This window comes from Nonomuraea pusilla (assembly GCF_900109355.1).
In the GTDB taxonomy this organism is placed as follows: Bacteria; Actinomycetota; Actinomycetes; order Streptosporangiales; family Streptosporangiaceae; genus Nonomuraea; species Nonomuraea pusilla.
This window is the reverse complement of record NZ_FOBF01000017.1, coordinates 126,299-148,993: the sequence shown is the minus strand read 5'-3', so window position 1 is coordinate 148,993 and position 22,695 is coordinate 126,299. Positions and strand designations below refer to the sequence as shown.

19 protein-coding genes are annotated in these 22,695 nt (G+C 72.0%); 11 read left to right on the top strand and 8 right to left on the bottom strand.

The window, feature by feature from the left end; translation table 11 throughout:
- Nucleotides 1-74: 74 nt before the first annotated feature.
- Nucleotides 75-1,154, top strand: coding sequence for an alpha/beta hydrolase (locus BMX74_RS30275; protein ID WP_055506655.1), 1,080 nt, complete (start codon nt 75-77; stop codon nt 1,152-1,154).
- Between the two features lie 48 nt (nt 1,155-1,202).
- Here the strand turns inward: BMX74_RS30275 and BMX74_RS30270 are convergent, their stop codons facing one another.
- Nucleotides 1,203-1,559, bottom strand: coding sequence for a MerR family transcriptional regulator (locus BMX74_RS30270; RefSeq protein WP_091104057.1), 357 nt, complete (start codon nt 1,557-1,559; stop codon nt 1,203-1,205).
- 101 nt (nt 1,560-1,660) lie between these two features.
- Here BMX74_RS30270 and ahcY point away from each other — a divergent pair, with 101 nt between their 5' ends.
- The gene (gene ahcY / locus BMX74_RS30265) at nt 1,661-3,088 is read left to right on the top strand and encodes an adenosylhomocysteinase (RefSeq protein WP_091104055.1); all 1,428 of its coding nucleotides are present in this window, start codon (nt 1,661-1,663) and stop codon (nt 3,086-3,088) included.
- 89 nt (nt 3,089-3,177) lie between these two features.
- Complete coding sequence (locus BMX74_RS30260; RefSeq protein ID WP_055506658.1) at nt 3,178-4,413, top strand: adenosylhomocysteinase; 1,236 nt, start codon at nt 3,178-3,180, stop codon at nt 4,411-4,413.
- Between the two features lie 82 nt (nt 4,414-4,495).
- On the opposite strand, the gene BMX74_RS30255 is transcribed toward BMX74_RS30260, so the two are convergent.
- Complete coding sequence (locus tag BMX74_RS30255; protein WP_055506659.1) at nt 4,496-5,128, bottom strand: DUF305 domain-containing protein; 633 nt, start codon at nt 5,126-5,128, stop codon at nt 4,496-4,498.
- 168 nt (nt 5,129-5,296) lie between these two features.
- Here BMX74_RS30255 and BMX74_RS30250 point away from each other — a divergent pair, with 168 nt between their 5' ends.
- Nucleotides 5,297-6,712 carry an LVIVD repeat-containing protein gene (locus tag BMX74_RS30250; protein ID WP_256257345.1) on the top strand — a complete coding sequence of 472 codons (1,416 nt, stop codon included), beginning with the start codon at nt 5,297-5,299 and terminating at the stop codon, nt 6,710-6,712.
- 93 nt (nt 6,713-6,805) lie between these two features.
- On the opposite strand, the gene BMX74_RS30245 is transcribed toward BMX74_RS30250, so the two are convergent.
- Entirely contained in the window at nt 6,806-7,843 is a 1,038-nt protein-coding gene (locus BMX74_RS30245; protein ID WP_091104051.1) for an RDD family protein, read from the bottom strand.
- Nucleotides 7,844-7,894: 51 nt separating this feature from the next.
- Between BMX74_RS30245 and BMX74_RS30240 the strand changes: the two genes are divergently transcribed.
- Nucleotides 7,895-8,887: a stage II sporulation protein M gene (locus BMX74_RS30240; protein WP_055506662.1), complete on the top strand. Its 993-nt coding sequence runs from the start codon at nt 7,895-7,897 to the stop codon at nt 8,885-8,887.
- Nucleotides 8,888-8,917: 30 nt separating this feature from the next.
- Here the strand turns inward: BMX74_RS30240 and BMX74_RS30235 are convergent, their stop codons facing one another.
- The 5 genes from BMX74_RS30235 to BMX74_RS30215 are packed head-to-tail and all read right to left on the bottom strand — an operon-like array spanning nt 8,918 to nt 14,455.
- Nucleotides 8,918-10,303, bottom strand: coding sequence for a DUF58 domain-containing protein (locus BMX74_RS30235; protein WP_055506663.1), 1,386 nt, complete (start codon nt 10,301-10,303; stop codon nt 8,918-8,920).
- Nucleotides 10,303-11,283 (bottom strand): AAA family ATPase, encoded by a 981-nt coding sequence (locus BMX74_RS30230; protein WP_055506664.1) that lies wholly within the window; start codon nt 11,281-11,283, stop codon nt 10,303-10,305. The genes BMX74_RS30235 and BMX74_RS30230 overlap by 1 nt, the downstream gene beginning before the upstream one ends.
- Complete coding sequence (locus BMX74_RS30225; protein ID WP_256257344.1) at nt 11,273-12,463, bottom strand: DUF4350 domain-containing protein; 1,191 nt, start codon at nt 12,461-12,463, stop codon at nt 11,273-11,275. The genes BMX74_RS30230 and BMX74_RS30225 overlap by 11 nt, the downstream gene beginning before the upstream one ends.
- Nucleotides 12,460-13,122: a DUF4129 domain-containing protein gene (locus BMX74_RS30220; protein WP_055506666.1), complete on the bottom strand. Its 663-nt coding sequence runs from the start codon at nt 13,120-13,122 to the stop codon at nt 12,460-12,462. Before BMX74_RS30220 ends, BMX74_RS30225 begins: the two co-directional genes overlap by 4 nt.
- Before the next feature lie 7 nt (nt 13,123-13,129).
- Nucleotides 13,130-14,455: a DUF7847 domain-containing protein gene (locus tag BMX74_RS30215; RefSeq protein ID WP_091104049.1), complete on the bottom strand. Its 1,326-nt coding sequence runs from the start codon at nt 14,453-14,455 to the stop codon at nt 13,130-13,132.
- 268 nt (nt 14,456-14,723) lie between these two features.
- Between BMX74_RS30215 and mtrA the strand changes: the two genes are divergently transcribed.
- The 6 genes from mtrA to BMX74_RS30185 all read left to right on the top strand — a co-directional run bounded on the left by mtrA (nt 14,724) and on the right by BMX74_RS30185 (nt 21,871).
- Entirely contained in the window at nt 14,724-15,401 is a 678-nt protein-coding gene (mtrA, locus tag BMX74_RS30210) for an MtrAB system response regulator MtrA (protein ID WP_043620615.1), read from the top strand.
- Between the two features lie 18 nt (nt 15,402-15,419).
- The gene (mtrB, locus tag BMX74_RS30205; RefSeq protein WP_055506668.1) at nt 15,420-17,150 is read left to right on the top strand and encodes an MtrAB system histidine kinase MtrB; all 1,731 of its coding nucleotides are present in this window, start codon (nt 15,420-15,422) and stop codon (nt 17,148-17,150) included.
- Nucleotides 17,137-18,867 (top strand): LpqB family beta-propeller domain-containing protein, encoded by a 1,731-nt coding sequence (locus tag BMX74_RS30200; RefSeq protein ID WP_082535408.1) that lies wholly within the window; start codon nt 17,137-17,139, stop codon nt 18,865-18,867. Before mtrB ends, BMX74_RS30200 begins: the two co-directional genes overlap by 14 nt.
- A gap of 138 nt (nt 18,868-19,005) precedes the next feature.
- Nucleotides 19,006-19,707, top strand: a complete 702-nt coding sequence (locus tag BMX74_RS30195; RefSeq protein ID WP_256257343.1) for a ComF family protein — start codon at nt 19,006-19,008, stop codon at nt 19,705-19,707.
- A 625-nt stretch (nt 19,708-20,332) separates the two neighbouring features.
- Nucleotides 20,333-21,001: a ribosome hibernation-promoting factor, HPF/YfiA family gene (gene hpf, locus BMX74_RS30190; RefSeq protein WP_055506670.1), complete on the top strand. Its 669-nt coding sequence runs from the start codon at nt 20,333-20,335 to the stop codon at nt 20,999-21,001.
- Between the two features lie 171 nt (nt 21,002-21,172).
- Complete coding sequence (locus BMX74_RS30185) at nt 21,173-21,871, top strand: response regulator (protein WP_055506671.1); 699 nt, start codon at nt 21,173-21,175, stop codon at nt 21,869-21,871.
- Nucleotides 21,872-22,695: the final 824 nt, after the last annotated feature.

The window sequence follows — 22,695 nt, the reverse complement described above, 5'->3', positions numbered from 1 at the left end:
GACTCCATTGAAGGCGCACCGGGTTAATCTCGTTGTTAACTCCTGGCTTATGACCTGCGCGGTATCCCTGCTGGATGGGACTCACCTCGATGGGGCTGCAACTCGCCGCGGCCGTGCTGGCGCTCGCGGCGTTCGCCGGGGCCGTCTGGGCCTGGCCGCGACTGGCCGGGCGGGGCGTGCCGCCGGTGCTGGGCAGGGTGGGCGTGCTCGCCGCCTGCCAGGTGCTCACGCTGGTGGCGCTGGGGCTCGCGGTCAACACGTACTACGGCTTCTACGGATCCTGGGCCGACCTCCTGGGCACCGACACGGGCACGGCGCAGATCGTCATGGCCGGGGCGGGGGCGGGGCTGCGGGTGCTGGACAGCCGGCCCGTGGCGGGCGGGCGCGTCGAGCAGGTGGTGATGCCGGGGCCGTCCACGGGGCTGAGCGAGGAGGCGTACGTCTTCCTGCCGTCGGCCTACTTCAAGGACAGGCAGGCGCGTTTCCCCGCGATCCTCGCGCTCACCGGCTACCCCGGCGACCCGCGCAACCTGATGACCCGCATGGACCTTCCCGGGCGCCTGGCCAAGGCCGTGGCGCAGCGGCAGGTGAAGCCGGCGATCCTCGTCATGATGCGGCCGAGCGTGGTGCTGCCGCGCGACACCGAGTGCGTGGACGTGCCGGGCGGGCCGCAGGTGCAGACGTACTTCGCGCAGGACGTCAAGCGGGACGTGACCGCGCACTACCGGGTGGCCCCGGGCAGGGAGTCGTGGGGCATCCTGGGCGGCTCCACGGGCGGCTACTGCGCGCTCAAGCTGGCCATGAGCCACTCGGACGCGTTCTCCGTGGCCGTCTCGCTCTCCGGGTACTTCAAGACGATCATCGACGGCACGACCGGCGACCTGTTCCGCGGCGACAAGGCGCTGGAGCAGCGCAACGACCTGATGTGGCGGCTGGCGAACCTGCCCGCGCCCCCGGTGAAGGTGCTGGTGACCAGCAGCAGGAAGGGGGAGAGCGACTACGCGGCGACGGAGAGGTTCCTGGCGGCGGTCAGGCCGCCGATGCAGGCGTCGTCGCTGATCCTGCCGAGCGGGGGCCACAACTTCAACACCTGGAACAGGGAGCTGCCGCAGGCGCTGCCGTGGCTGGCGCAGCAGCTCACCGTGCCCGCGTAGCCGTCGCCGCGCCCGCCTGGAGCGTCACCGCACCGCGCCGTGCGGCCGTCACCGCGCCCGCCTGGGGGGTTCTGGGGTGTGGCGGAGCAGCCGCAGGGCCTTCTCCTTCTCGAAGTCGAGCGCCCTGCGGGGCGCCTGGATGCGGCCGATGCGCACCCCCAGGTCGCGGACGGCCGCCGCGACGGCGGGCTCGCTCAGCACGCGCAGCGCGAACGCCAGCTCGGCGGGGGAGACGTCGAACCGCTTCTCCAGCTCCACCGCCTGCGCCACGGCCGCCAGCTCCTCCTGGCCGAACCTGCGGTGCGCCCCCTGCTCCCTGACGGGCGGCAGCAGCCCCAGGGCCTCCCGGTACCGGAGCATGCGCGGGGACATGCCGAGCCGCTTGGCCGCTTCCGTGATACGCATTCTTACATTCTTACGTCAGTTTGGCGCGCCTCAGGATGCGTCCGCTCGACCGCGCCGCCTAAACTCGTCGGGACAACCATCGTGACGCGAGGGGAACCCAGATGGACTTCAAGGTCGCCGACCTTTCACTTGCCGAGTTCGGCCGCAAGGAGATCCGGCTCGCCGAGCACGAGATGCCCGGCCTGATGGCCATTCGCAAGGAGTACGCGGCCTCCCAGCCCCTCCGCGGCGCGAAGATCATGGGCTCGCTGCACATGACGATCCAGACGGCCGTCCTCATCGAGACGCTCGTCGCGCTCGGCGCCGAGGTCCGCTGGGTCAGCTGCAACATCTTCTCCACCCAGGACCACGCCGCCGCCGCGGTCGTCGTCGGCCCCGACGGCACGACCGACGCCCCCAGGGGCGTCCCGGTGTTCGCCTGGAAGGGCGAGACGCTGGAGGAGTACTGGTGGTGCACCGAGCAGGCGCTCACCTGGCCCGGCGGTGACGGCCCGAACATGATCCTCGACGACGGCGGCGACGCCACGCTCCTCGTCCACAAGGGCGCCGAGTACGAGCGCGCCGGCGCGGTCCCCGCGGCCGGCGAGGACGACCCGGAGGAGTGGCACGTCATCATCGACCTGCTCACCCGCACGGTCGGCGCCGACAAGAAGTGGACGAAGATCGCCGAGCAGATCAAGGGCGTCACCGAGGAGACGACCACCGGCGTGCACCGCCTGTACGAGATGCACAAGAACGGCCAGCTCCTCTTCCCGGCGATCAACGTCAACGACTCGGTCACCAAGTCGAAGTTCGACAACAAGTACGGCTGCCGCCACTCCGTGATCGACGGCCTCAACCGCGCCACCGACGTGCTCATCGGCGGCAAGGTCGCCGTGGTCTGCGGCTACGGCGACGTCGGCAAGGGCTGCGCCGACGCGCTGCGCGGCCAGGGCGCCCGCGTCATCGTCACCGAGATCGACCCGATCTGCGCCCTTCAGGCCGCGATGGACGGCTTCCAGGTCACCACGCTCGACGAGGTCGTCGGCATCGCCGACATCTTCGTCACCGCCACGGGCAACTTCAACATCATCACCGCTGAGCACATGGCGAGGATGAAGCACCAGGCGATCGTGTCGAACATCGGCCACTTCGACAACGAGATCGACATGGCGGGCCTGGCCAAGCTGCCCGGCATCGAGAAGCGCAACATCAAGCCGCAGGTCGACGAGTGGGTCTTCGCCGACGGCCACTCCATCATCGTGCTGGCCGAGGGCCGCCTGATGAACCTCGGCTGCGCCACCGGCCACCCGAGCTTCGTGATGTCCAACTCGTTCACCAACCAGGTCATCGCGCAGATCGAGCTGTTCACCAAGACCTCCGAGTACCCGATCGGCGTCTACACGCTGCCCAAGCACCTCGACGAGAAGGTGGCCCGCCTGCACCTCGACGCCCTGGGCGTCAAGCTCACCGAGCTGACCAAGGAGCAGGCCGCCTACATCGGCGTCCACGTCGAGGGGCCGTACAAGTCCGACCACTACCGCTACTGATCGCGGCACCCGTCCGCCACTGAACCACGCTGCGCCCGGGCCGCCACCTCGGCGGCCCGGGCGCAGCCATCCCTCCGGTTGGGGCTCGCATGGAACTTTGGGAGAGCGGCGAGCGGCACGTCTCCTGGGCCGCCAGGTCGATGCCGGTGCTGACGGCCATCGGCGAACGGTTCGCCCTGGAGCGCCCGTTCGACGGGCTCACCATCGCGGCCTGCCTGCACGTCACCGCCGAGACGGCCGTACTCATGGGCGCGCTCAAGGCCGGAGGCGCCACGATCGCGCTGGCCGCGTCCAACCCGCTGTCCACCCAGGACGACGTGGCGGCGGCGCTGCGCGAGTACGGCGTGGCCGTGCACGCCCGCGCCGGGGTCGACCGCGCCACCTACTACCGGCACATCCACCAGGCGCTCGACGTCGAGCCCGACCTCGTGCTCGACGACGGCTGCGACCTGGTCAACATCCTGCACACCGAGCGCACCGACCTGCTCGGCCGGGTCGGCGGCGGCTGTGAGGAGACCACCACCGGGATCATCAGGCTGCGGCAGATGGCGGCCGAGGGCGCGCTCAGGTTCCCGGTGGTGGCGGTGAACGACACCCGTACGAAGCGGATGTTCGACAACAGGTACGGCACCGGGCAGTCCACGCTCGACGGCATCATGCGGGCCACCAACACGATGCTGGCGGGCCGTACGGTGGTGGTGGCCGGGTTCGGCTACTGCGGGCGCGGCGTGGCCGAGCGGGCCAAGGGGCTCGGCGCGCGGGTCATCGTGACGGAGATCGACGCCGTGAAGGCGCTCGACGCGACCCTGCAGGGTTACGAGGTGCGGCCGATGGCGCAGGCGGCTCCGTCGGGCGACCTGTTCGTCACCGTGACGGGCAACCGCGACGTCATCACCGCCGAGCACCTCGCGGTCATGAAGGACGGCGCGATCCTGGCCAACGCCGGGCACTTCGACGTCGAGATCGACGTGCGGGCGCTGGACGAGCTGGCCTCGGAGGTGCACAGGGGCGTGCGGCCCAACACCGACGAGTACGTCATGCCCGACGGCCGCAGGCTGCTGCTCCTGGCGGAGGGGCGGCTGGTCAACCTGACGGCGGCCGAGGGGCATCCGGCGGCGGTCATGGACATGTCGTTCTCCGCGCAGGCGCTGGCCGTGGCCTGGCTGGCGCGGGAGCGGTCCGGTCTGGAGCCCGGCGTGTACGACGTGCCCGAGCACATCGACCACGAGGTGGCCGGGCTGAAGCTGGCCGCCACGGGCATCTCCATCGACGTGCTGACGGAGGAGCAGGAGGACTACCTGCACTCCTGGCGGGTCGGCTCGTAGAACAGGCGGCCTCACGGAAGGCCCGCCGGAAGGGCCGGGCGGAAGGGGGCTCCTGCCGCAGGGCGGCCCCTGCGCGGGGTGGTCAGCTCTTCGCCTGCATCTCCTGCATGCGGCGGATCTCGGCCGCCTGGGTCACGCTGACGTCGGTCGCCAGTTCCTCGATCTTGACGTGCGAGCCCTTGAGCAGCACCTGCTCCGACATCGTGATCGCGCCCTCGTGATGTCTGATCATGAGCTGCAGGAACAGCCTGTCGAACTCCTCGCCCTGGGCCGCCTTCAGCGCCTCCATCTGCTCGGGCGTCGCCATGCCGGGCATGCCCTCGTGCCCGGCGTGGTGGTCGGGCACCGCCTGGTCCTGCCCACGCAGCCAGGTCGTCATGTACTGGATCTCGGGCCCCTGGGCCGCCTTGATCCGGTCGGCCAGGGTCTTGAGCTGCGCGGACGCCGCCCGGCTCGGGGCGAGGACGGCCATGTCGAGCGCCTGACGGTGATGGACGATCATGTCCTGGACGTAGGTGATGTCGGCGGCGTTCGCCGTGGGCCCCGGCACGGCGGTGGCGGCCTCGCCCGGTGACAGCGTCCGCGCCTGCTCGCCGGGCCGGCCCGGCGCGAGGACCGGGGCCGTCGAGTCGGCCCGGGGCGGCTGCGCCGCCCCCGAACTGCAGCCCGCGAGGGCTAACACCGTGCCCGTGACGGCGATGAGCGCGGCTCGCACCCGGCCTCCCTGACTGTCGCGGTGGAGAATGCGCACTCTAGGACAGAAGGTTGATCATTAAAAGAGGATGAATCGAAATAAAATTTGACATGTTGCACGCTGGCGGGACACGTCGGGATGAAGCACGATGTGGTCAATTTATGCCCCCTTTATAGGAGGTTTCACCCGGTGTTAACCCCCCGCAGGGTCCTCACGCTCCTCGCGGCCTTCGTGGCCGCCGCCGGAGTGACGCTCCCCGCCCAGGCCGCCGACATCCCGGCCCCCGGCGAGATCGTCATGAGCCCCAACATCAGCCACGTCGCGAACGTCCCCAAGCCCGAGGCGCTCGCCGACATCCACACCGACATGGCCTTCCAGGGCGACTACGCCTACGTCGGCAACTACTACGGCTTCTCCATCTACGACATCAAGAACCCGCGCAAGACCTCCCTGGTCAGCTCCGTCGTCTGCCCCGGCGGCCAGATGGACATGTCGGTGTACGGGAACCTGCTGTTCGGGTCGGTCGACTCCTCGCGCAACGACGACTCGTGCAACAGCCACTCCCAGACGGCGGCCGAGAAGTCCTCGTGGGAGGGCATCCGCATCTTCGACGTCTCCGACAAGTCCGCGCCGAAGTACATCAAGTCGGTCGAGACGAACTGCGGCTCCCACACCAACACCCTCATCCCCGACAAGACCGGCGAGAACGTCTACCTGTACATCTCGTCGTACGGGCCGAGCGACAACTACCCGGACTGCCAGAAGCCCCACGACCTGATCTCGATCGTCAAGGTGCCGCTGAACAACCCGACGGCGGCCAGCGTCATCGCGACGCCCGTCCTGTTCCCCGCGGAAGACGGCGGCGGCTACGGCGGTGTGAAGCTGCCGTACCCGTACGGCAAGTCGGAGACGACCGGCTGCCACGACATCACCGCGTACCCGGAGAAGGACATCGCCGCCGGCGCCTGCATGGGTGACGGCATCCTCCTGGACATCTCCGACCGCGAGCACCCGAAGGTGACGGCGACCGTCCGCGACCTGGAGAACTTCGCCTTCTGGCACTCGGCCACGTTCAACAACGACGGCACGAAGGTCGTCTTCACCGACGAGCTGGGCGGCGGCACCCGCGCCACCTGCAACGAGGCCATCGGCGCGAACAAGGGCGCCAACGCCTACTACGACATCGCCGGCGGCCAGCTGGTGCGCAAGGGCTACTTCAAGATCGGGCGGCACCAGGCCGACAGCGAGAACTGCGTCGCCCACAACGGCTCGCTGATCCCGGTCAAGGGCCGCGACATCATGGTCCAGGCGTGGTACCAGGGCGGCATCTCGGTCGTGGACTTCACCGACTCGGCCCACCCGCAGGAGATCGCGTTCTTCGAGCGCGGCCCCGACAACACCGCCCCGCCCCTCGACGGCGGCTTCTGGTCGGCGTACTACTACAACGGCTACATCTACGGCTCCGACTTCAACCTCGGGCTGGACGTCCTCAAGCTCAACGACCCCCGGACGAACCAGGCCAACAGCGTGAAGATGGACCTGCTCAACGCGCAGACCCAGGGCTCGTACCCGGAGCACGGCAGGGGCGTGCCCGGCGGGCAGTGACCCCGTGCCGCCGGGTTCCTTCCACCGGGAGCCCGGCGGCCGCCGCTCCGCCGGGGGCGGCGGAAGCCACGAGCGCCCGCCGCGGTGACCCGCTCACTGCGGCGGGACGAACCCGCCAGGGGTGGCCGCCGGCGGCTCAGGCAACCGGCCGCCCGCCGGCCGCCCCTGGCCGTGATAAGGCTGCGGCTGCGTGGGCCCCGCCTGCGGCTGCGTGGGCCCCGCCTGCGGCTGCGTGGGCCCCGCCTGCGGCTGCGTGGGCCACGCCTGCGGCGGCGGGCCCGGCTCGGCGTACGGGCCAGACGGACCGTACGGCGCCCGCGTGGACTGCACGGAGTGCGGCGGGTAGGCGGGCGCCGGTGCGGAGCCCGCGTAGGGGGCCCGGGCCGAGCCCCGGGCCAGGCGGGCCTCCTCGCGCCTGCGCCGCTCCGCCAGGACGGCGCTCAGGTACGCGTGCGGCGGCACCCCGGCCGGCGGCGCCGGCGAGACGTACGCCGCCACCTGCGTCGCGATGCGCACCCCCATCTCGTGCTGGACCCGCGGCGACAGGTCGTGCCAGCGCGTCAGGTACTGCCTGGCCGCGGCCACGACCTCCTCGGGCAACTGGGACAGCTCCAGCGTGGCCGCCCACCCGGCGAGCGGCGGCGGCATGAGGACGACCTGCCCGCCGTCGCTCGGCAGCCGCTCGGAGATCACGATCGTCCCGGAGAAGATGTCGCCGAGCCGCTTGCCCCGCTGCGACACCAGCGACGAGATCAGCGCGGGCGCGCCGGAGAACATCCAGAACTCCATCACCCCGGCCAGCCCGCGGAACAGCGCCTGCCGGAAGCGCTCGGGGCTGCCGTCGTCGCCGACCACCCGCAGGCCCATCGCCAGCTTGCCGAGGCTGCGGCCCCGCGTCAGCGTCTCGAAGAGCACGGGGTAGCCGACGAGCACCAGCACCACGAGCACGATCATGACCGCGCCGGAGAACGCCGTGTCGGAGATCGCGGAGAACGCCCCGAGCAGCATGTACGCCGCGATGAGGATGGTGAACTGCACCACCATGTCGATGATGATGGCCACGGCCCTGGACGGCATCTGGGCGATGCGCACCTCGACGACGACCGCGTCCCCCGTCACAACCTCTGACATATGTGGAGCCTAACGGCAATGCCCGGGTGATCGAGCGGCCACAATGGTCGGGTGGACATCGACGCGTTCGTCACGGCGCACCGCCCGGCCTGGGACCGGCTCGACCACCTGGTGAAGAACCGCTCGTCCCTCACGGGCGCGGAGGTGGACGAACTGGTCGAGCTGTACCAGAGGGTGTCCACGCATCTGTCGATCGTGCGGTCGTCGTCGGCCGACGCGATGCTGGCGGGCCGGCTCTCCGCGCTCGTCGCCAGGGCCAGGTCCGCCGTCACCGGGGCCCACACGCCCGCCTGGCGGGAGTTCACGCGGTTCTTCACCGTGTCGTTCCCGGTGGTGGCCTACCGGGCGCGCTGGTGGTGGCTGGCCACCGCGCTGGCGTTCCTGGCGGTGTCCTGGGCGCTCGGCGCGTGGGTCGCGGGCGACCCACGGGTGCAGGCGTCCATCGCGTCGCCCGACGAGATCGCCCAGCTCGTCGACCACGACTTCGCCGACTACTACTCCGAGAACCCGGCCGCGTCCTTCGCCAGCCGGGTGTGGGTCAACAACGCCTGGGTGTCGGCGCAGGTCATCATCTACGCCATCTTCCTCGGCATCCCGATCCCGCTCGTGCTCTACTCGAACGCCGCCAACGTCGGCATCTCCGGCGGGCTCATGGCGTCCAGGGGCAAGCTGGACATCTTCTTCGGCCTCATCACCCCGCACGGCCTGCTGGAGCTGACCGCCGTCTTCCTGGCGGCCGCCGTGGGCATGCGCCTCGGCTGGACGGTCATCGACCCAGGGCCGCGCCGCCGCCTCGACGCGCTCGCCGAGCAGGGGCGGGCCGTCATCGCCGTGGCGCTCGGGCTCGTCGCCGTGCTGTTCGTGTCCGGCCTGCTGGAGGCGTTCGTGACGCCGTCCGGGCTGCCCACGGCGGTGCGGGTCGGCATCGGCGTGCTCGCCGAGGCCGCCTTCCTCGCGTACGTGATCGTCTTCGGGCGGCGCGCGCTGCGCCAGGACGAGACCGGCGACGTCGAACGGGCACCCGACGTCGCCCCCACCGCCTGACCGCCACCGTCCCTTTGACAGTCGGCCCCTTTACAGGCGGCCCGCCGCCTTCAGCGCGAGGTAGGCGTCGGCCAGCGCCGGCGCTATGTCGTCGGGCGGCGCGTCCACGACCTCGACGCCGTGCCGCCGCAGCCTGGCCGTGATGCGCCGGCGTTCCAGCCGCGCGTGCTCGGCCGCCGCCGCGTCGTACACCTCCTCGGCGGAGCCGCGCGCCGCCGCCATGGCCGCCAGCCGAGGGTCGGAGATGCCGGCCACCAGCACCAGGTGCCGCGAGGACAACTGGGGGAGCACCGGCATGAGCCCCTCGTCCAGCGCCGCGCCGTTCAGGTCGGTGAGCAGCACCACCAGGCACCGCCGCCTGGCCCGCGACAGGACGGCCGCCACCATGCCCTGCGCGTCGGCCTCGACGAGCTCCGCCTCGATCGGCGCCATGGCGTTCACCATCGACGGCAGCAGCTCCGTGCGCGACGCGCCGCTCACCCAGGCGCGTACCGACCTGTCGTAGGCGAGGAAGTCCACCTGGTCCCCGGCGCGGGCGGCGAGCGCGGCCAGCAGCAGCGCCGCGTCCATCGACCAGTCGAGCCGCGGCCAGCCCGGCACCGCGCGCGCCGCCGAAGGCGGGGCGGAGCTGGGCAGCAGCCCGCCGCCCTGCGCGACCGCCCCGGCCAGCGGCACCGGCGCGTCGCCCACGCGGCCCGCCGACGTGCGTCCCGTGTCGAGCACGATGAGCACCCGGCGGTCACGCTCGGGACGCCAGGTGCGCACCACCACGTCATGCCGGCGCGCCGTGGCCCGCCAGTCGATGGAGCGCACGTCGTCGCCCACCACGTACTCGCGCAGCGAGTCGAACTCGGTGCCCTGGCCGCGTACCAGGGCCGGGTGCTGGCCCTCCAGCTCGCGCAGCCTGGTCAGCCTGGACGGCAGGTGCTTGCGCGACAGGAACGGCGGCAGCACCCGCACCGACCACGGCGCCCGGTGCGTGCCCTGGCGGGCGGCCAGGCCCAGCGGGCCGACAGAACGCACCGTCACCGCCACCGACGACCGGTCGCCGCGCCGGGTCGGCTCCAGCGTCACGACCACCTTGCGGCGCTCGCCGGCCGGCACGTCCAGCGGGATCAGGCGGGGGCCCGCCCCCGCGGAGGGCGGCCAGGCGTCCCTGAGCACGCCCCGCACCCGCCGGCCGCCCGGATTCTCCACGATCAGCTCGACCGAGGCCCGCCCGCCCAGCCGGACGAGCGTGTCGCCCGACCGGTGGAAGCGCAGCGGCCGCACCGCCCCCGCGAACACCAGGTCCACGACGATCGCGGCGGCCAGCAGCAGGCACACGCCGGCCACCGCCGCGCCGGGCACGGGCGCGAGCAGCACGACCACGATCCCGAGCGCCGCGACGAGCCCGGCGCGTCCCGTCAGAGCCATCAGCGCGGGACCGGGACCGACGCCAGGATGCCGTCGAGCAGGCCGTCGGAGGTCGCGCCCTCCAGCTCCGCCTCGGGGCGCAGCTGCACCCGGTGCCGCAGCGCCGGCCTGGCCAGCGCCTTCACGTCGTCGGGCGTCACGTACGGCCGCCCCGACAGCCACGCCCACGCCCGCGAGGCCGCCAGCAGGGCCGTCGCGCCGCGCGGTGACACGCCGAGCTGGAGCGACGGCGACATCCTGGTGGCCCTGGCCACGTCCACGATGTAGCCGAGCACCTCGGGCGCGACGTGCACCCGCGACACCGCCTCACGGCCGGCCGCCAGGTCGTCGGCCGTGGCCACGGCCTTGACCTCCGACAGGTCGCGCGGGTCGAAGCCCCTGGCGTGCCGCTCCAGCACCGCGATCTCGTGCTCGCGCGGCGGCAGCGGCACGGTCAGCTTGAGCAGGAACCGGTCGAGCTGCGCCTCCGGCAGCTGGTACGTGCCCTCGTACTCGACGGGGTTCTGCGTCGCGCACACCACGAACGGGTCGGGCAGCGCCCTGGCAGAGCCCTCGACGCTGACCTGCCGCTCCTCCATCGCCTCCAGCAGCGCCGCCTGCGTCTTCGGCGGCGTCCTGTTGATCTCGTCGGCGAGCAGCAGGTTGGTGAAGACGGGCCCCTCGCGGAACTCGAACTCGGCGGTCCTCGTGTCGTAGACCAGGGAGCCGGTGACGTCGCCCGGCATGAGGTCGGGCGTGAACTGCACCCGCTTGAAGTCGAGCGACAGGGCCGCCGCCAGCGTGCGCACCATCAGCGTCTTGGCCACGCCCGGCACGCCTTCGAGCAGCACGTGCCCCCTGCACAGCAGCGCGATGACCAGCCCCGTCACCACCGCGTCCTGGCCCACCACGGCCTTGGACACCTCGGCGCGCAGCGCGCCCAGCGCCTCTCTCGCGGCGTCGGCCGAGCCGGTGACGCGGAAAGTCTCCTCAGAGTTCACTGACCTGCCTTTCGATGAAGTCCAAGTATCGGGCCAGGGCGACGAGCCCGGCGTCGTCGCCGGGCGGCGGGCCGTACAGCGCGGAGCCGACCTGGTGCGGGTCCTGCCCCGTGCGTGCCGCCAGCGCCGCGACGACCTCGTGCCCGCCCGCGCCCGGGGCGAGGCCGAGCCTCGGCGTGAGCCTGTCGATCGTGCCCGCCCGCAGCGCGCCCGCCGCCCGCTCCCTGGCCCGCCTGGCCCGGTAGAGCCGCCCGCGGCCCTCGACGGTCTCGGCCGCGCGCACGACGACGGGCAGCCGTTCCGCGACCACCGGCCCGAGACGCCTGCCCCGCCAGAACGCCACCAGCGCCACCGACAGGCAGCCCATGAGCACGGCCCACCCGACCCCGGCCGGCATCAGGTCGTACATCGACTCGCCACGCGTGCCGGGCAGCTCGCCGACGGGAGGCGTCTGGGGGCGCACCAGCCAGGTCACGGGCTTGCCGGTGCCGATGAGGTTCAGCGCGAGCGCCGCGTTGCCGTCCTCGGCCAGGCGCTGGTTCGTCATGAACGAGCCGCTGCCGACCACGGTGACCCTGCCGCCGTCGTGCTCGTACGTCACCAGGGCGTGGCCATCGCCCGCCGGGTAGCAGCCGGTGGAGCCGGAAGGGCCGGCGAAGGCGGTGCCGCCGACGTACGCGCTGCCCGCGGCGGCGACGCCGGGCAGGTCGCACCTTGGCTCGCGGGAGCGCTCGCGCGGCTGGCCGGGGAGCGGCCGCACGCCGGGGGCGAGCGCCTCCAGGCCGGGGACGGCTCCCACGACGAGCTTGTCGCCGGGGACGGCCGCCAGGCGGAACTCGTTGACGTACACGGTGTCGGTGATCAGCAGCAGCCGGTCGCCGCCCCCTGCGCTGGCCGCCGCCGCCTCGGCGGAGTCGACCCTGTCGACGGTGACGCCGCGGGCGCGCAGCAGCTCGGCGAGCGCCTTCGAGCCGGCGAGCGACGTGTCGTCCGGGTCGAGGTAGCGCGACTCGCGCTGGCCGGGGGCGAGCAGCACGCCGAGCGCGGCGGCCAGCACGATGACGAGCCCGAGCAGCGCGGCCACCCGGCCGGCGCGCCAGGTCGAGCGGAGCGTGGGGGAGACGGAGGCGGACGCGCCGCCCGCCGGCGGCGCCGCGACGGGCCGCAGGTCGGCGCTCACCGCGTGTCCCCTCCCGTCGCGCCGGAGCCGCCCTCGGCGCCCGCGTGGGCGGGGGCGAGGGGCGCGGGCCTTGCCCGGCGCAGGCGCTCGTCGAGGTCGCTCATGCTCAGGTACGCCTCCTGCGTGCCCTCCACCCCGCCGTACGTCACGTCGTCGAAGGAGCGGGCGGCGGCGGCCAGCTCGGCGGCGAACGCGGGCAGCGCCACCCCCGCCTCCGCGGCCAGCTCGTCGGCCGTGCGGCCCGGCATGCCGTCGACGAGGGCGCGTTCCTCCAGGTCGCGGGCGATGGCCCGCAGGCGTTCCCTGACGGCCTCGGACCACCGGCCCTCGGCGGCCAGCCGCTCGGCCGCCGCGCGGTGCTCGGCCGCGGTCAGTGCCCGCTCGCCGAACAGGCCGCCCGCGGCCGGCGCGGCCGCGCGCGACGCCTTGCGCAGCTGCCTGCCGACCAGCACCAGGACTCCCAGGATGATCAGCGTGATGACGACGGCGGCGATGACGCCCCCGGCCGTGCCGCCGCCCGTCGCCCCGTCGAGCAGGTCGCCGAGGAACTGGGTGACGTACCTGTAGAGCCGGTCGAGCCACGACTCCTTCTCGTAGCCCGGCTTGAGCAGCTCCTCCGCGGCCCTGCGCGCGGCGTCGTCCCTGCCGATCGGCGTCACGGCCCCGTCACGACCCGGCGGAGTTGGACGGGTGCCAGAGCTCGTCGGCGGAGCCGTGCACCCAGCCCTGCCGCTGCTGCTCGATCGCGGCCGTCTGCAGCACCAGGTCGAACGCCTCGCTGCGCATGCGCCGGTCGGCGTACAGCAGCCCGGAGACCCCGGCCTCGAACGGGTAGGAGAGCATCGCGCTCAGCATGCCGCCGATCGCGAGCAGCACGGCCGCGACGAGGGCGTTGGCGGCGGAGCCCGCGCCCAGCATGCCGAAGAGCGTGCCCGCGAACGTGAACGGCAGCGCCAGCACGGCCGACACCAGCCCGACGAGCAGCGACGTGAGCAGCAGGATGCCGAGGACGCGCCAGAAGTCGCCGGTGACGAGCCGCCAGGAGCGCCGCATCGCGTCGACGGGGCCCCTGCCCTCCAGGACGACGGCGGGCGCGGCGAACGCGAAGCGCGTCCTGAAGAACAGGATGTACGCGATGTAAAGGAGGACGAAGAGGACGGTCAGGCCGAGGAACGGGCCGACCAGGCCGGACGGCTCGTCGCTGGCGACGGCCGCGGTGACCATCAGGACCAGGATCACCGCGAAGAGGGCCAGCGGGGCGAGCAGGATCAGGCCCGTCAGCGCGACGACGCCGAACAGCGCGGGGATGCGGCCCTTGGTGAGCCGCCACGCCTCACCCGCGGTGATCTTCCCGCCGAAGACGGCGCGGCCCAGGATGCGGGTGATCACCCCGGTCAGCAGCGTGACCACGACGAACGTGACGAGGGACGAGACGCCGGTGCCGCCGTACTGGGAGAGCAGGCCGCTCGCGCTGTAGAGCCGGGACTCGGCGGCCACGGGGTCGCTCAGGACGTCGTCGAGCGAGCCGAACAGGAACGCCTGCCCGACGGCCACGGGCACACTGACCAGCAGGGCGGCGACGGCGGACAGCCCGAGCACGGCCTTCGGGTTGGACCTGATGAGCTTGATGGTGCCGTCGAGGATGTCGCCGAGGCCGAGCGGCCGCAGCGGGATGATGCCGGGGCGCAGCGCGGCCGGCTGCCCCCAGCCGGGGCCCGGCTGCTGCTGGTAGGGCTGCTGATGAGGCTGCTGGTACCCGTGCTGGTAGGGCTGCTGCGGAGGGTACGGCTGCTGTGGCCCTGGCTGTGTCCCTGCCTGGGGCCCTGGCTGCGGCCCGGGACCCTGCCCGCCGATCTGCCCGCCGATCTGCCCGCCGATCTGGCCACCGCCCGGTGCGGTCCACGGGGAGGCCGGCGGGGCGCTGAAGGGCGGGGGCTGCTCGGCCGACCAGCCTGATGGCGTATCGGGCGTGGGACCCTGACCGTCTGACATATCCCAATCCTGGCATGGTGGTGGGTGCAATGGTGTCACGGAGCCGATTCCCCGGGTCATCTTCGCCGTATTCCACGGCGAATCGGGTCGAGGATCTCATCTGGGGATGGCCGAATGTCGGTCGGTTACCGCAGACTGAGATTGAGGTCGCGGGGGCGAACGTGAAATCCGCCTTTTGCCGGTCGGTGTCCCACACACGGGCCAAGCAAGGGTAACCTTCAGCGATCGTGCGGGTATGTCCCACAATGCGTAGAACGAATGAGGGGCCATGAAAGGTCGCGTGCTGGTCGTCGACGACGACGCCGCTCTCGCCGAGATGCTCGGCATCGTGTTGCGCGGAGAAGGCTTCGAGCCATCGTTCGTGTCCGACGGCGACAAGGCCCTCGACGCGTTCCGGGACACGCGCCCGGACCTTGTCCTGCTCGACCTGATGCTGCCGGGGGCCGACGGCATCGACGTGGCGCGCAGGATCAGGGCTGAGTCGGGGGTCCCGATCGTGATGCTCACCGCCAAGAGCGACACGATCGACGTCGTGCTCGGGCTCGAGTCCGGGGCCGACGACTACATCGTCAAGCCGTTCAAGCCGAAGGAACTGGTGGCCAGGGTGCGCGCGCGGCTGCGCCGCACCGACGAGCCCACCCCCGAGATCCTCCAGATCGGCGACATCACCATCGACGTGGCGGGCCACTCGGTCAAGCGCGGCGAGGAGACCATCAACCTCACCCCGCTGGAGTTCGACCTGCTCGTCGCGCTGGCCCGCAAGCCGCGCCAGGTGTTCACCCGCGAGGTCCTGCTGGAGCAGGTCTGGGGCTACCGCCACGCCGCCGACACCCGCCTGGTCAACGTGCACGTCCAGCGGCTGCGCGCGAAGATCGAGAAGGACCCCGAGCACCCCGAGATCGTCGTGACGGTGCGCGGCGTCGGCTACAAGGCCGGCCCCGCGTAACCAGCCGCGCTCCCCGCCATGCCCCCGACCAAGAACGCCCGCGCCCGCCGGCGCACGCTCCGCCAGATCCTGGGCGGCGTCCGCCGGCGGGTGCGCCGTGCGGCGGGCGGGGCGCGCAGCGTCTGGCGGCGCTCGCTCCAGCTCCAGGTCGTCACCAGCACGCTGGTGATCTCCGTGACCGTGGTCGTGGTGCTCGGCGCGTTCCTGTTCGACCAGATCAACCGCTCCGTGCTGGAGAGCAGCAGGCAGTCGTCCGTCAGCGAGGCGTTCGCCGACCGCCTGCAGATCGAGGACGCGCTCACGCCGAAGTCCGACGACCAGAGCAAGCCCTCCGACGCGGGCGGCGCGCCGTCGGGCAACCCGCTCGACGACGTGATGGACACCGTCACCGGCTCCGGCGAGGACGGCTCCAAGAAGCGCTACGACGTGCTCATACTCAACCCCGCGGTGCCCGGCCAGTCGCGGGCCTCTGGCAACGTCGTGCCCGAGAACATCCCGCTCACCCTGCGGCTGAACCTGCAGCGCAACGGCAAGACCGTCGCCTACATCGACCGGGTCAGGTTCCCCGGGCAGAGCCTGCCGAGGCTGACGTTCGTGGTGGGCGGCCTGGTGCACGAGCCCGTCACCGGCCAGACGTACCAGATCTACCACCTCTTCCCGCTGGACGAGGAAGAGCAGCTCCTGTCCAACGTCAGGCTCGCCATCGTCGTGGTGGGCCTCGGGCTCGTCCTGCTGCTCGCCGCCATCGCGTACCTGGTGACGCGGCAGGTCGTCACCCCCGTGCGGCTCGCCCGCCAGGCCGCCGAGCGCCTGGCCGCCGGCAAGCTCGACGAACGGCTCAAGGTGCGCGGCGAGGACGACCTCGCCAGGCTCGCGAACTCGTTCAACGAGATGGCCGCCAACCTCGCGCTCAAGATCCACCAGCTGGAGGAGCTGTCGCAGGTCCAGCGCCAGTTCGTCTCCGACGTCTCCCACGAGCTGCGCACGCCGCTCACCACCGTGCGCATGGCCGCCGACCTGCTGTACGACGCCCGCGAGGACTTCGACCCCATGGCCGCCAGGTCGGCCGAGCTCATGCAGGCCCAGCTCGAACGCTTCGAGTCGATGCTCGCCGACCTGTTGGAGATCAGCCGCTACGACGCCGGAGCCGCCACCCTCGACCTCGACCCCGTCGACGTCCGCGACGTGGTGCTGCGCGCCATCGCCGACTCCGAGGCGCTGGCCGAGCGGCACGCCACCCGCTTCGAGCTCAGGCTGCCGAACGAGCCGTGCATGGCCGAGATCGACAACCGCCGGGTCGAGCGCATCCTGCGCAACCTGCTCTTCAACGCCATCGAGCACGGCGAGGGCCGCGACATCGTGGTCACCGTCGGCGCCGACAGGGACGCCGTGGCCGTCGCCGTGCGCGACCACGGCATCGGGCTGAAGACGGGCGAGGAGACCATGGTGTTCGACCGGTTCTGGCGGGCCGACCCGTCCAGGGCCAGAACCATCGGCGGCACCGGCCTCGGCCTCGCCATCTCCCGCGAGGACGCCACCCTGCACGGCGGCTGGCTCCAGGCGTGGGGCCAGCCCGGCGAGGGCTCCCAGTTCAGGCTCACGCTGCCGCGCGTCGCCGGCGCCGACCTGAAGGGCTCGCCGCTGCCGCTGGTGCCGCCCGAGATCGAGATGCGGCGCACCTGGCGCGGTCACATGACGCCCGTGCTGCTGCCCGCCACGGGGGACGGAGCCGGGCATGACGAGGGCTAGGCGGCTCGGCGTCCGCCTCGCCGTGGCCGCGGCCGTCGCCTGCGCCGGGTCGGGCTGCGCGGTGATCCCCGTGGGCGGCCCGTCCATCGTCAACGACGCCGGAGGCGGCGACCCGCTGAGCAAGCCGTTCCAGCGCATGATCGCCACGCCGCCCCAGCCCACCTGGGACGCCGAGCAGGTCGTCAGGGGCCTGCAGGCCGCCATGGCGGCGTACGACGACGACCCCGCCACCCTGCCGCTGTACCTCACGCCCGAGGCCAGGGCCGCCTGGAAGCCCACCGGCACGGTCACCGTGATCGACGACGCCTTCCAGGTGACGTACGCCGACGACCGCGAGGCCGACGCCGGCGAGGAGCGGAAGGTCAGCATCAAGGCCCGCCAGATCGCCACGATCGGCGACGACGACGCCTACGTGCCCTCGCCCGGCCCCGCCCCCGAGAAGGACTTCACACTGGTCAAGACCGACAAGGGCTACCGGGTCGACAAGCTGCCCGACGGGCTGCTGCTCACCAGCTCCGACGTCGCCCGCGCCTACCGCGGCACGAACCTGTACTACCTCAACGGCGTCAGCCAGGACCGCCTCGTCGTCGACCGGGTCTGGCTGCGCGTCAGGCCCACCGAGAGCTTCGCCAGAACCATCGTCGAACGCCTGCTCAAGGAGCCCAGCGCCGGGCTGCGCGGCGCCGTCACCACCGGCTTCCCGCCCGGCACCAAGGTCGACTCGGTGCGCGTCGGCGAGGAGGACCGCGTCGTCATCAGCCTGTCCGGCCCGCTCTACCTGACCAAGCCCGACGCCCTGATGGCCCAGCTCAAGCTGAGCCTCAACAAGAACGGCATGGCCATCGGCCGCACCATCGAGGTGCAGGTGAACGGCGAGCCGTTCGCCTCCGCCGACCGTGACCTCGACCAGGGCTGGACCGACAACGGCGGCAACACGCCGTTCTACACCGACAGGGAAGGCGCGCTGCACGTCCTGACCGACGACGGCTCCGGGGTCACCGTGCCCGGCGCCGCCGGGCAGCCGAACCCCGGCTTCCGCTACTTCGCCCTGGCCAAGCAGACCAGCGGGCTCGTCGCCGCCATGACCTCCACCGGCATCTCCATCACCACGCTCACCCAGGAGGGCCGCTGGCAGCAGGTGATCCAGGGCGACCCCGACAAGCTCACCCCGCCCACCTGGCACCGCGACGGCTCCCTGTGGACGTACGACCGCAAGAACGGCGTCGTCCTGCGCTACGACCCGCAGTCGGGGCGCGGCCCCGAGCGCGTCGCCGCCCCCAAGCTCCAGGGCCTGGACGTCACCCAGCTCAGGATCGCCAGGGACGGCGTCAGGGTCGCGGTGATGACGGGCAGGAACACCGTCCAGGTCGGCGCGCTGACCGGGGGAGCGGCGGGCTACATGCTGGCCAACTTCCACCTCCTGACCACGGTGGAGGTGGGCGGCGAGATCCTCGACATCGCGTGGGGCGACGGGGAGCACGTGCTCGTCCTCGTCAAGAGCAAGGCGGGCCAGAGCCTCAGGGAGATCAACGTCGGCGACGGCGAGACCGTGCAGCTCCCGCTGAAGGACAAGCTGACCTACCTGGCGGCGCTGGGCGAGCGCATCCTCGCCGCGGCCGACACCGACAAGGGCACCCAGATCCTGGAGCTCAACCAGGACCACCAGAGCTGGACCGCCAGACTGGAGGCCACCCGCCCCCTCTTCCCCCTCAGCTGAACCCGCCCCTCGGCCCTCTCGTACGCCTCGCCGGGGTCCCGGTTCCCCCGAGCCGCCGCCCAGTTCCTCCTGAGGGCCGTCCCGTCCGCCTGCCGCGCCCGGCCTGCTGCTCCTGACGGCTCCTGGGACGGACTGTCGGTGCGGCCCGGCATCCTGGGCGGCGTGCTGAGCGGAGTGCTGGATCTTCTGCTGCCCCAGTCCTGTGCCGGGTGCGGCGGCGCGGGGGCGGGCCTGTGCGAGGGCTGCCTGGGAGCCATGGCCGCCACCCCGGCCGCGCGCACGCCCCGGCCCCGCCCTGCCGGGCTGCCCGAGTGCTGGGCGGCGGCATCGTACGAAGGGGGCGTGCGCCGGGCCGTGGTCGCGTACAAGGAGCGGGGAGCAACCGCGCTGGCCGGAGCGCTCGGCACGCTCCTCGCCTACGCCGTGCTCACCGCCGTCACCCGCACGGGTCTCGCGGGCGGAGCGCTCACCCTGGTGCCCGTCCCGAGCGCGCGGCGCAGCCTGCGCTCGCGCGGCCACGACCCGGTCGGCAGGCTCGCGACCCTGGCCGCACGAGACCTGCGGGCCCTCGGCCTGCCCGCCGGCGTCTGGCCCGCGCTGGGGCAGTCCCGCCGGGTGGCCGACCAGGCGGGCCTGAGCCGCGCCCAGCGGGCCGCGAACCTCGACGGGGCACTCCGCCTCTCCCCGGCCGCGAGAACCCGTCCAGCGGGCCCTGTGCTCGTCGTGGACGACATCGTCACCACCGGCGCCACCCTCGCCGAGGCGGCGAGGGCGCTGCGCGCGGCGGGAACCGACGTCGCGCTCGCCGTCACCGTGGCCGCGACACGCCGAAGATCTTGAAAAGCATTACGGTGACCTTCTGTCGACGACACGCCCCTCCGATGCTCGCAGGAACGTCCCGTGCCCGTCCGCTGGGACACGCGGCGCCGCTGCTCAGGGGCCGGTAACGGGCCGACCATAATCCGGGCGCAGCGGTTAAACCGGGGGCCAACGAAGATCACCCACCCACCGGAAAATCACGGAAAGTGATCCTTCCGGCGGCCGTGCGGCTGACATTCGCCCTGGATGCGGATAGCGTTCTGACATGGCACCCGTTCGGGTCCGTGGTTGCGCAGGGTCGGGGTCCCCGGCTCTGCTAGCCGATGCCAGCCGCAGGCAAAACGGTCCACGTAAGGCGACTCTTTGTCGACCGATCACGGTGCGGCTTAGGGGTAAGTCCTGCCTTCCCGAGGGTCCAGATGTCCCTCGTCAGAAGAGAAGGGCAGTAGTGGCGACAGAGCTGCGAAACCCTCAGCAGGCGGATGTGGGGTCGAAGACCAGGTCGGCCGGGCGGGTGCCGTTCAGAGTCCCGGTGACGACGTCCCGGAAGCGGGTAGCGGTGACAGAAAGGCGGACAGACAACCCCATCCGGGAGGAACGTCATCTGGCGCTCTTGCTCAGTCGTTAGACGAAGGGGGGCTGTTGCATGGACATCATCGTCAAGGGCCGGCACACAGGTGTGAGTGATCGGTTCCGTGACCACGTGACGACCAAGCTGGCCAGAATCGAACGTCTCGACAACAAACTCATCCGAGTCGACGTGGAGGTCTCCAAGGAACGCAACCCGCGGCTCGCCGACCAGCGCGAACGCGTCGAGCTGACCATCCACTCCCGTGGGCCCGCCATCCGCGCGGAAGCGTCGGCCGACGACCGCTTCGCAGCCCTCGACCTCGCCCTCGACAAGCTGGAGGGCCGCCTCAGGCGCCTGGCGGACCGGCGCAAGGTCCACCACGGCAACCACTGCCCGCCCTCGGTGGCGGAGCTCACCGCGACGCTCCCCGACCTCGCCGACATCTCGCCGCAGCCGGCGAAGGTCGTCCCCGAGCGCGCCGAGGCCGAGCAGGACGAGGACGAACTGCCGAGCGACAGGCTCTACGACGACATCGTCCCGATCGAGATGGACGGCGAGGGTCCGCTCATCGTGCGAGAGAAGTTCCACAGGGCGGAACCCATGACCATCGACCAGGCCCTTCTCGAGATGGAACTGGTCGGACACGACTTCTATCTGTTCCGTGACAAGGAGAGCGGGCTCCCGAGCGTGGTCTACGCCAGACGCGGGTACAACTACGGCGTGTTGCGGCTCATAGAGCCCTGATCGCGCGACAAAGATCTTCTCGACCACCCGCGAACCGCGGCACCCGTGCCATCATGGCGGTCCAACGGCTCTGGCCCCCCGACGAGGAGGAGACGTGAGCGAGCTCAGTCAGGTTCAGATGAGCGAGCGAAGCGAGGGAAAGGCAGTCGCGCGGCGGACCGAGGAGGCCCCGTGACCGAGTCCGGCGAGGCCCGTCCGTCCGCGGGCGAGCCGATCCGCGTGCTGATCGTGGACGACCACGAGCTGATCAGGCGGAGCCTCGCGCTGGCGCTGGCCGCGGAGCCCGACATCGAGGTGGTCGGTGAGGCGAGCGACGGGCAGGAGGCGGTCGAACTGGCGGACCGCCTCATGCCCGACGTCGCGCTCATGGACGTCCGCATGCCGCGGCAGGACGGCATCGAGGCCACCAAGAGCATCAGGGCCTCGGTCCCCAGCACCCGCATCATCATGCTGACGGTGAGCGACGAGGAGGAGGACCTCTTCGAGGCCATCAAGGCCGGCGCCACCGGCTACCTGCTGAAGGACGTCCAGATCAACGACGTCCCGGCGGCGGTGCGCGGCGTCCACGAAGGCCAGTCGTTAATCAACCCGGCCATGGCGGCCAAACTCATCAGCGAGTTCGCCACCATGAGCCGCAAGGAGGCCGAGCGGCCACCCCAGCTGCCGGTGCCCCGCCTGACCGACCGTGAGATGGAAGTGCTCCGGCTGGTCGCCAAGGGGATGAACAACCGCGAGATCGCCAAGCAGCTGTTCATCTCCGAGAACACCGTGAAGAACCACGTCCGGAACATCCTGGACAAACTCCAGCTCCACTCCCGCATGGAAGCGGTGGTCTACGCCGTACGGGAGCGCATGCTGGAGATCACCTGACCTTCCCTCCCGCCCGGCGCCCCGGCGCCGGGCCCCTCACCTCCCACCCGAAGACACCGCTGACGCCACCCCCGGCACAGCCTTCGTCCGAACGCCGCCGACGCCGCCCCCGGCACGGCCTCCGTCCGAACGCCGCTGACGCCGCCCCTGACGCGGCCTTCGTCCGAACGCCGCCAGCCTGGCTCCCCGCCGCCTCGAAGCGGCCGCGCCCGCCTCCTATGAAAGGCAGGAACGGACTTCCTGGAGCACTGGGAGCCGAGCCCGCCTCCCCGAGACCGGGATCGGGCTTCCTGGAGCACTGGGAGCCGAGCCGCCTCCGCGGGACCCGGAACGGCGCTGGGCCCGCCTTCGGCCCTCTCAAGGCCCCGGCCAGGCCTCCGCCCCGGCCCACCTCCCTCGCCGCCGCGGAGCGGTGCCGGCTCATCTCCGCACTGGCCTTTGGTCCACCTCGGGCACTCCCGTGGGGACACCCGGCCCGTCTCCGCACTGGCGCTTGGTGCACCTCGGGCATCCCCGTCGCTTGGTGCACCTCGGGCATCCCCGTGCGGTGCCCGGTGCGTCTCCGTGCCGGGGCTTCGTCGACGTCCGTCACCAGCGGGGGGGCGTCGGCCCGTCTCCGTGCCGGCGCTTGGTGCGCCTCGGTCATCCCGCGTGGCACGGTTCTGCGCAGGCCTCTCGGCCGCTCCGACGTCTCGGGGTGCCCGTCCGCCTTCTGCTCGTCCAGGAGCCGCTGACGCGGCCTTCCGCCGCCCGAGGGTGCCCGGACGGGCTGCCCGGCCTCTCGGAGGCGCTGGGGCGCCTTGTGGGCCGGGCCGTCCGGAGCG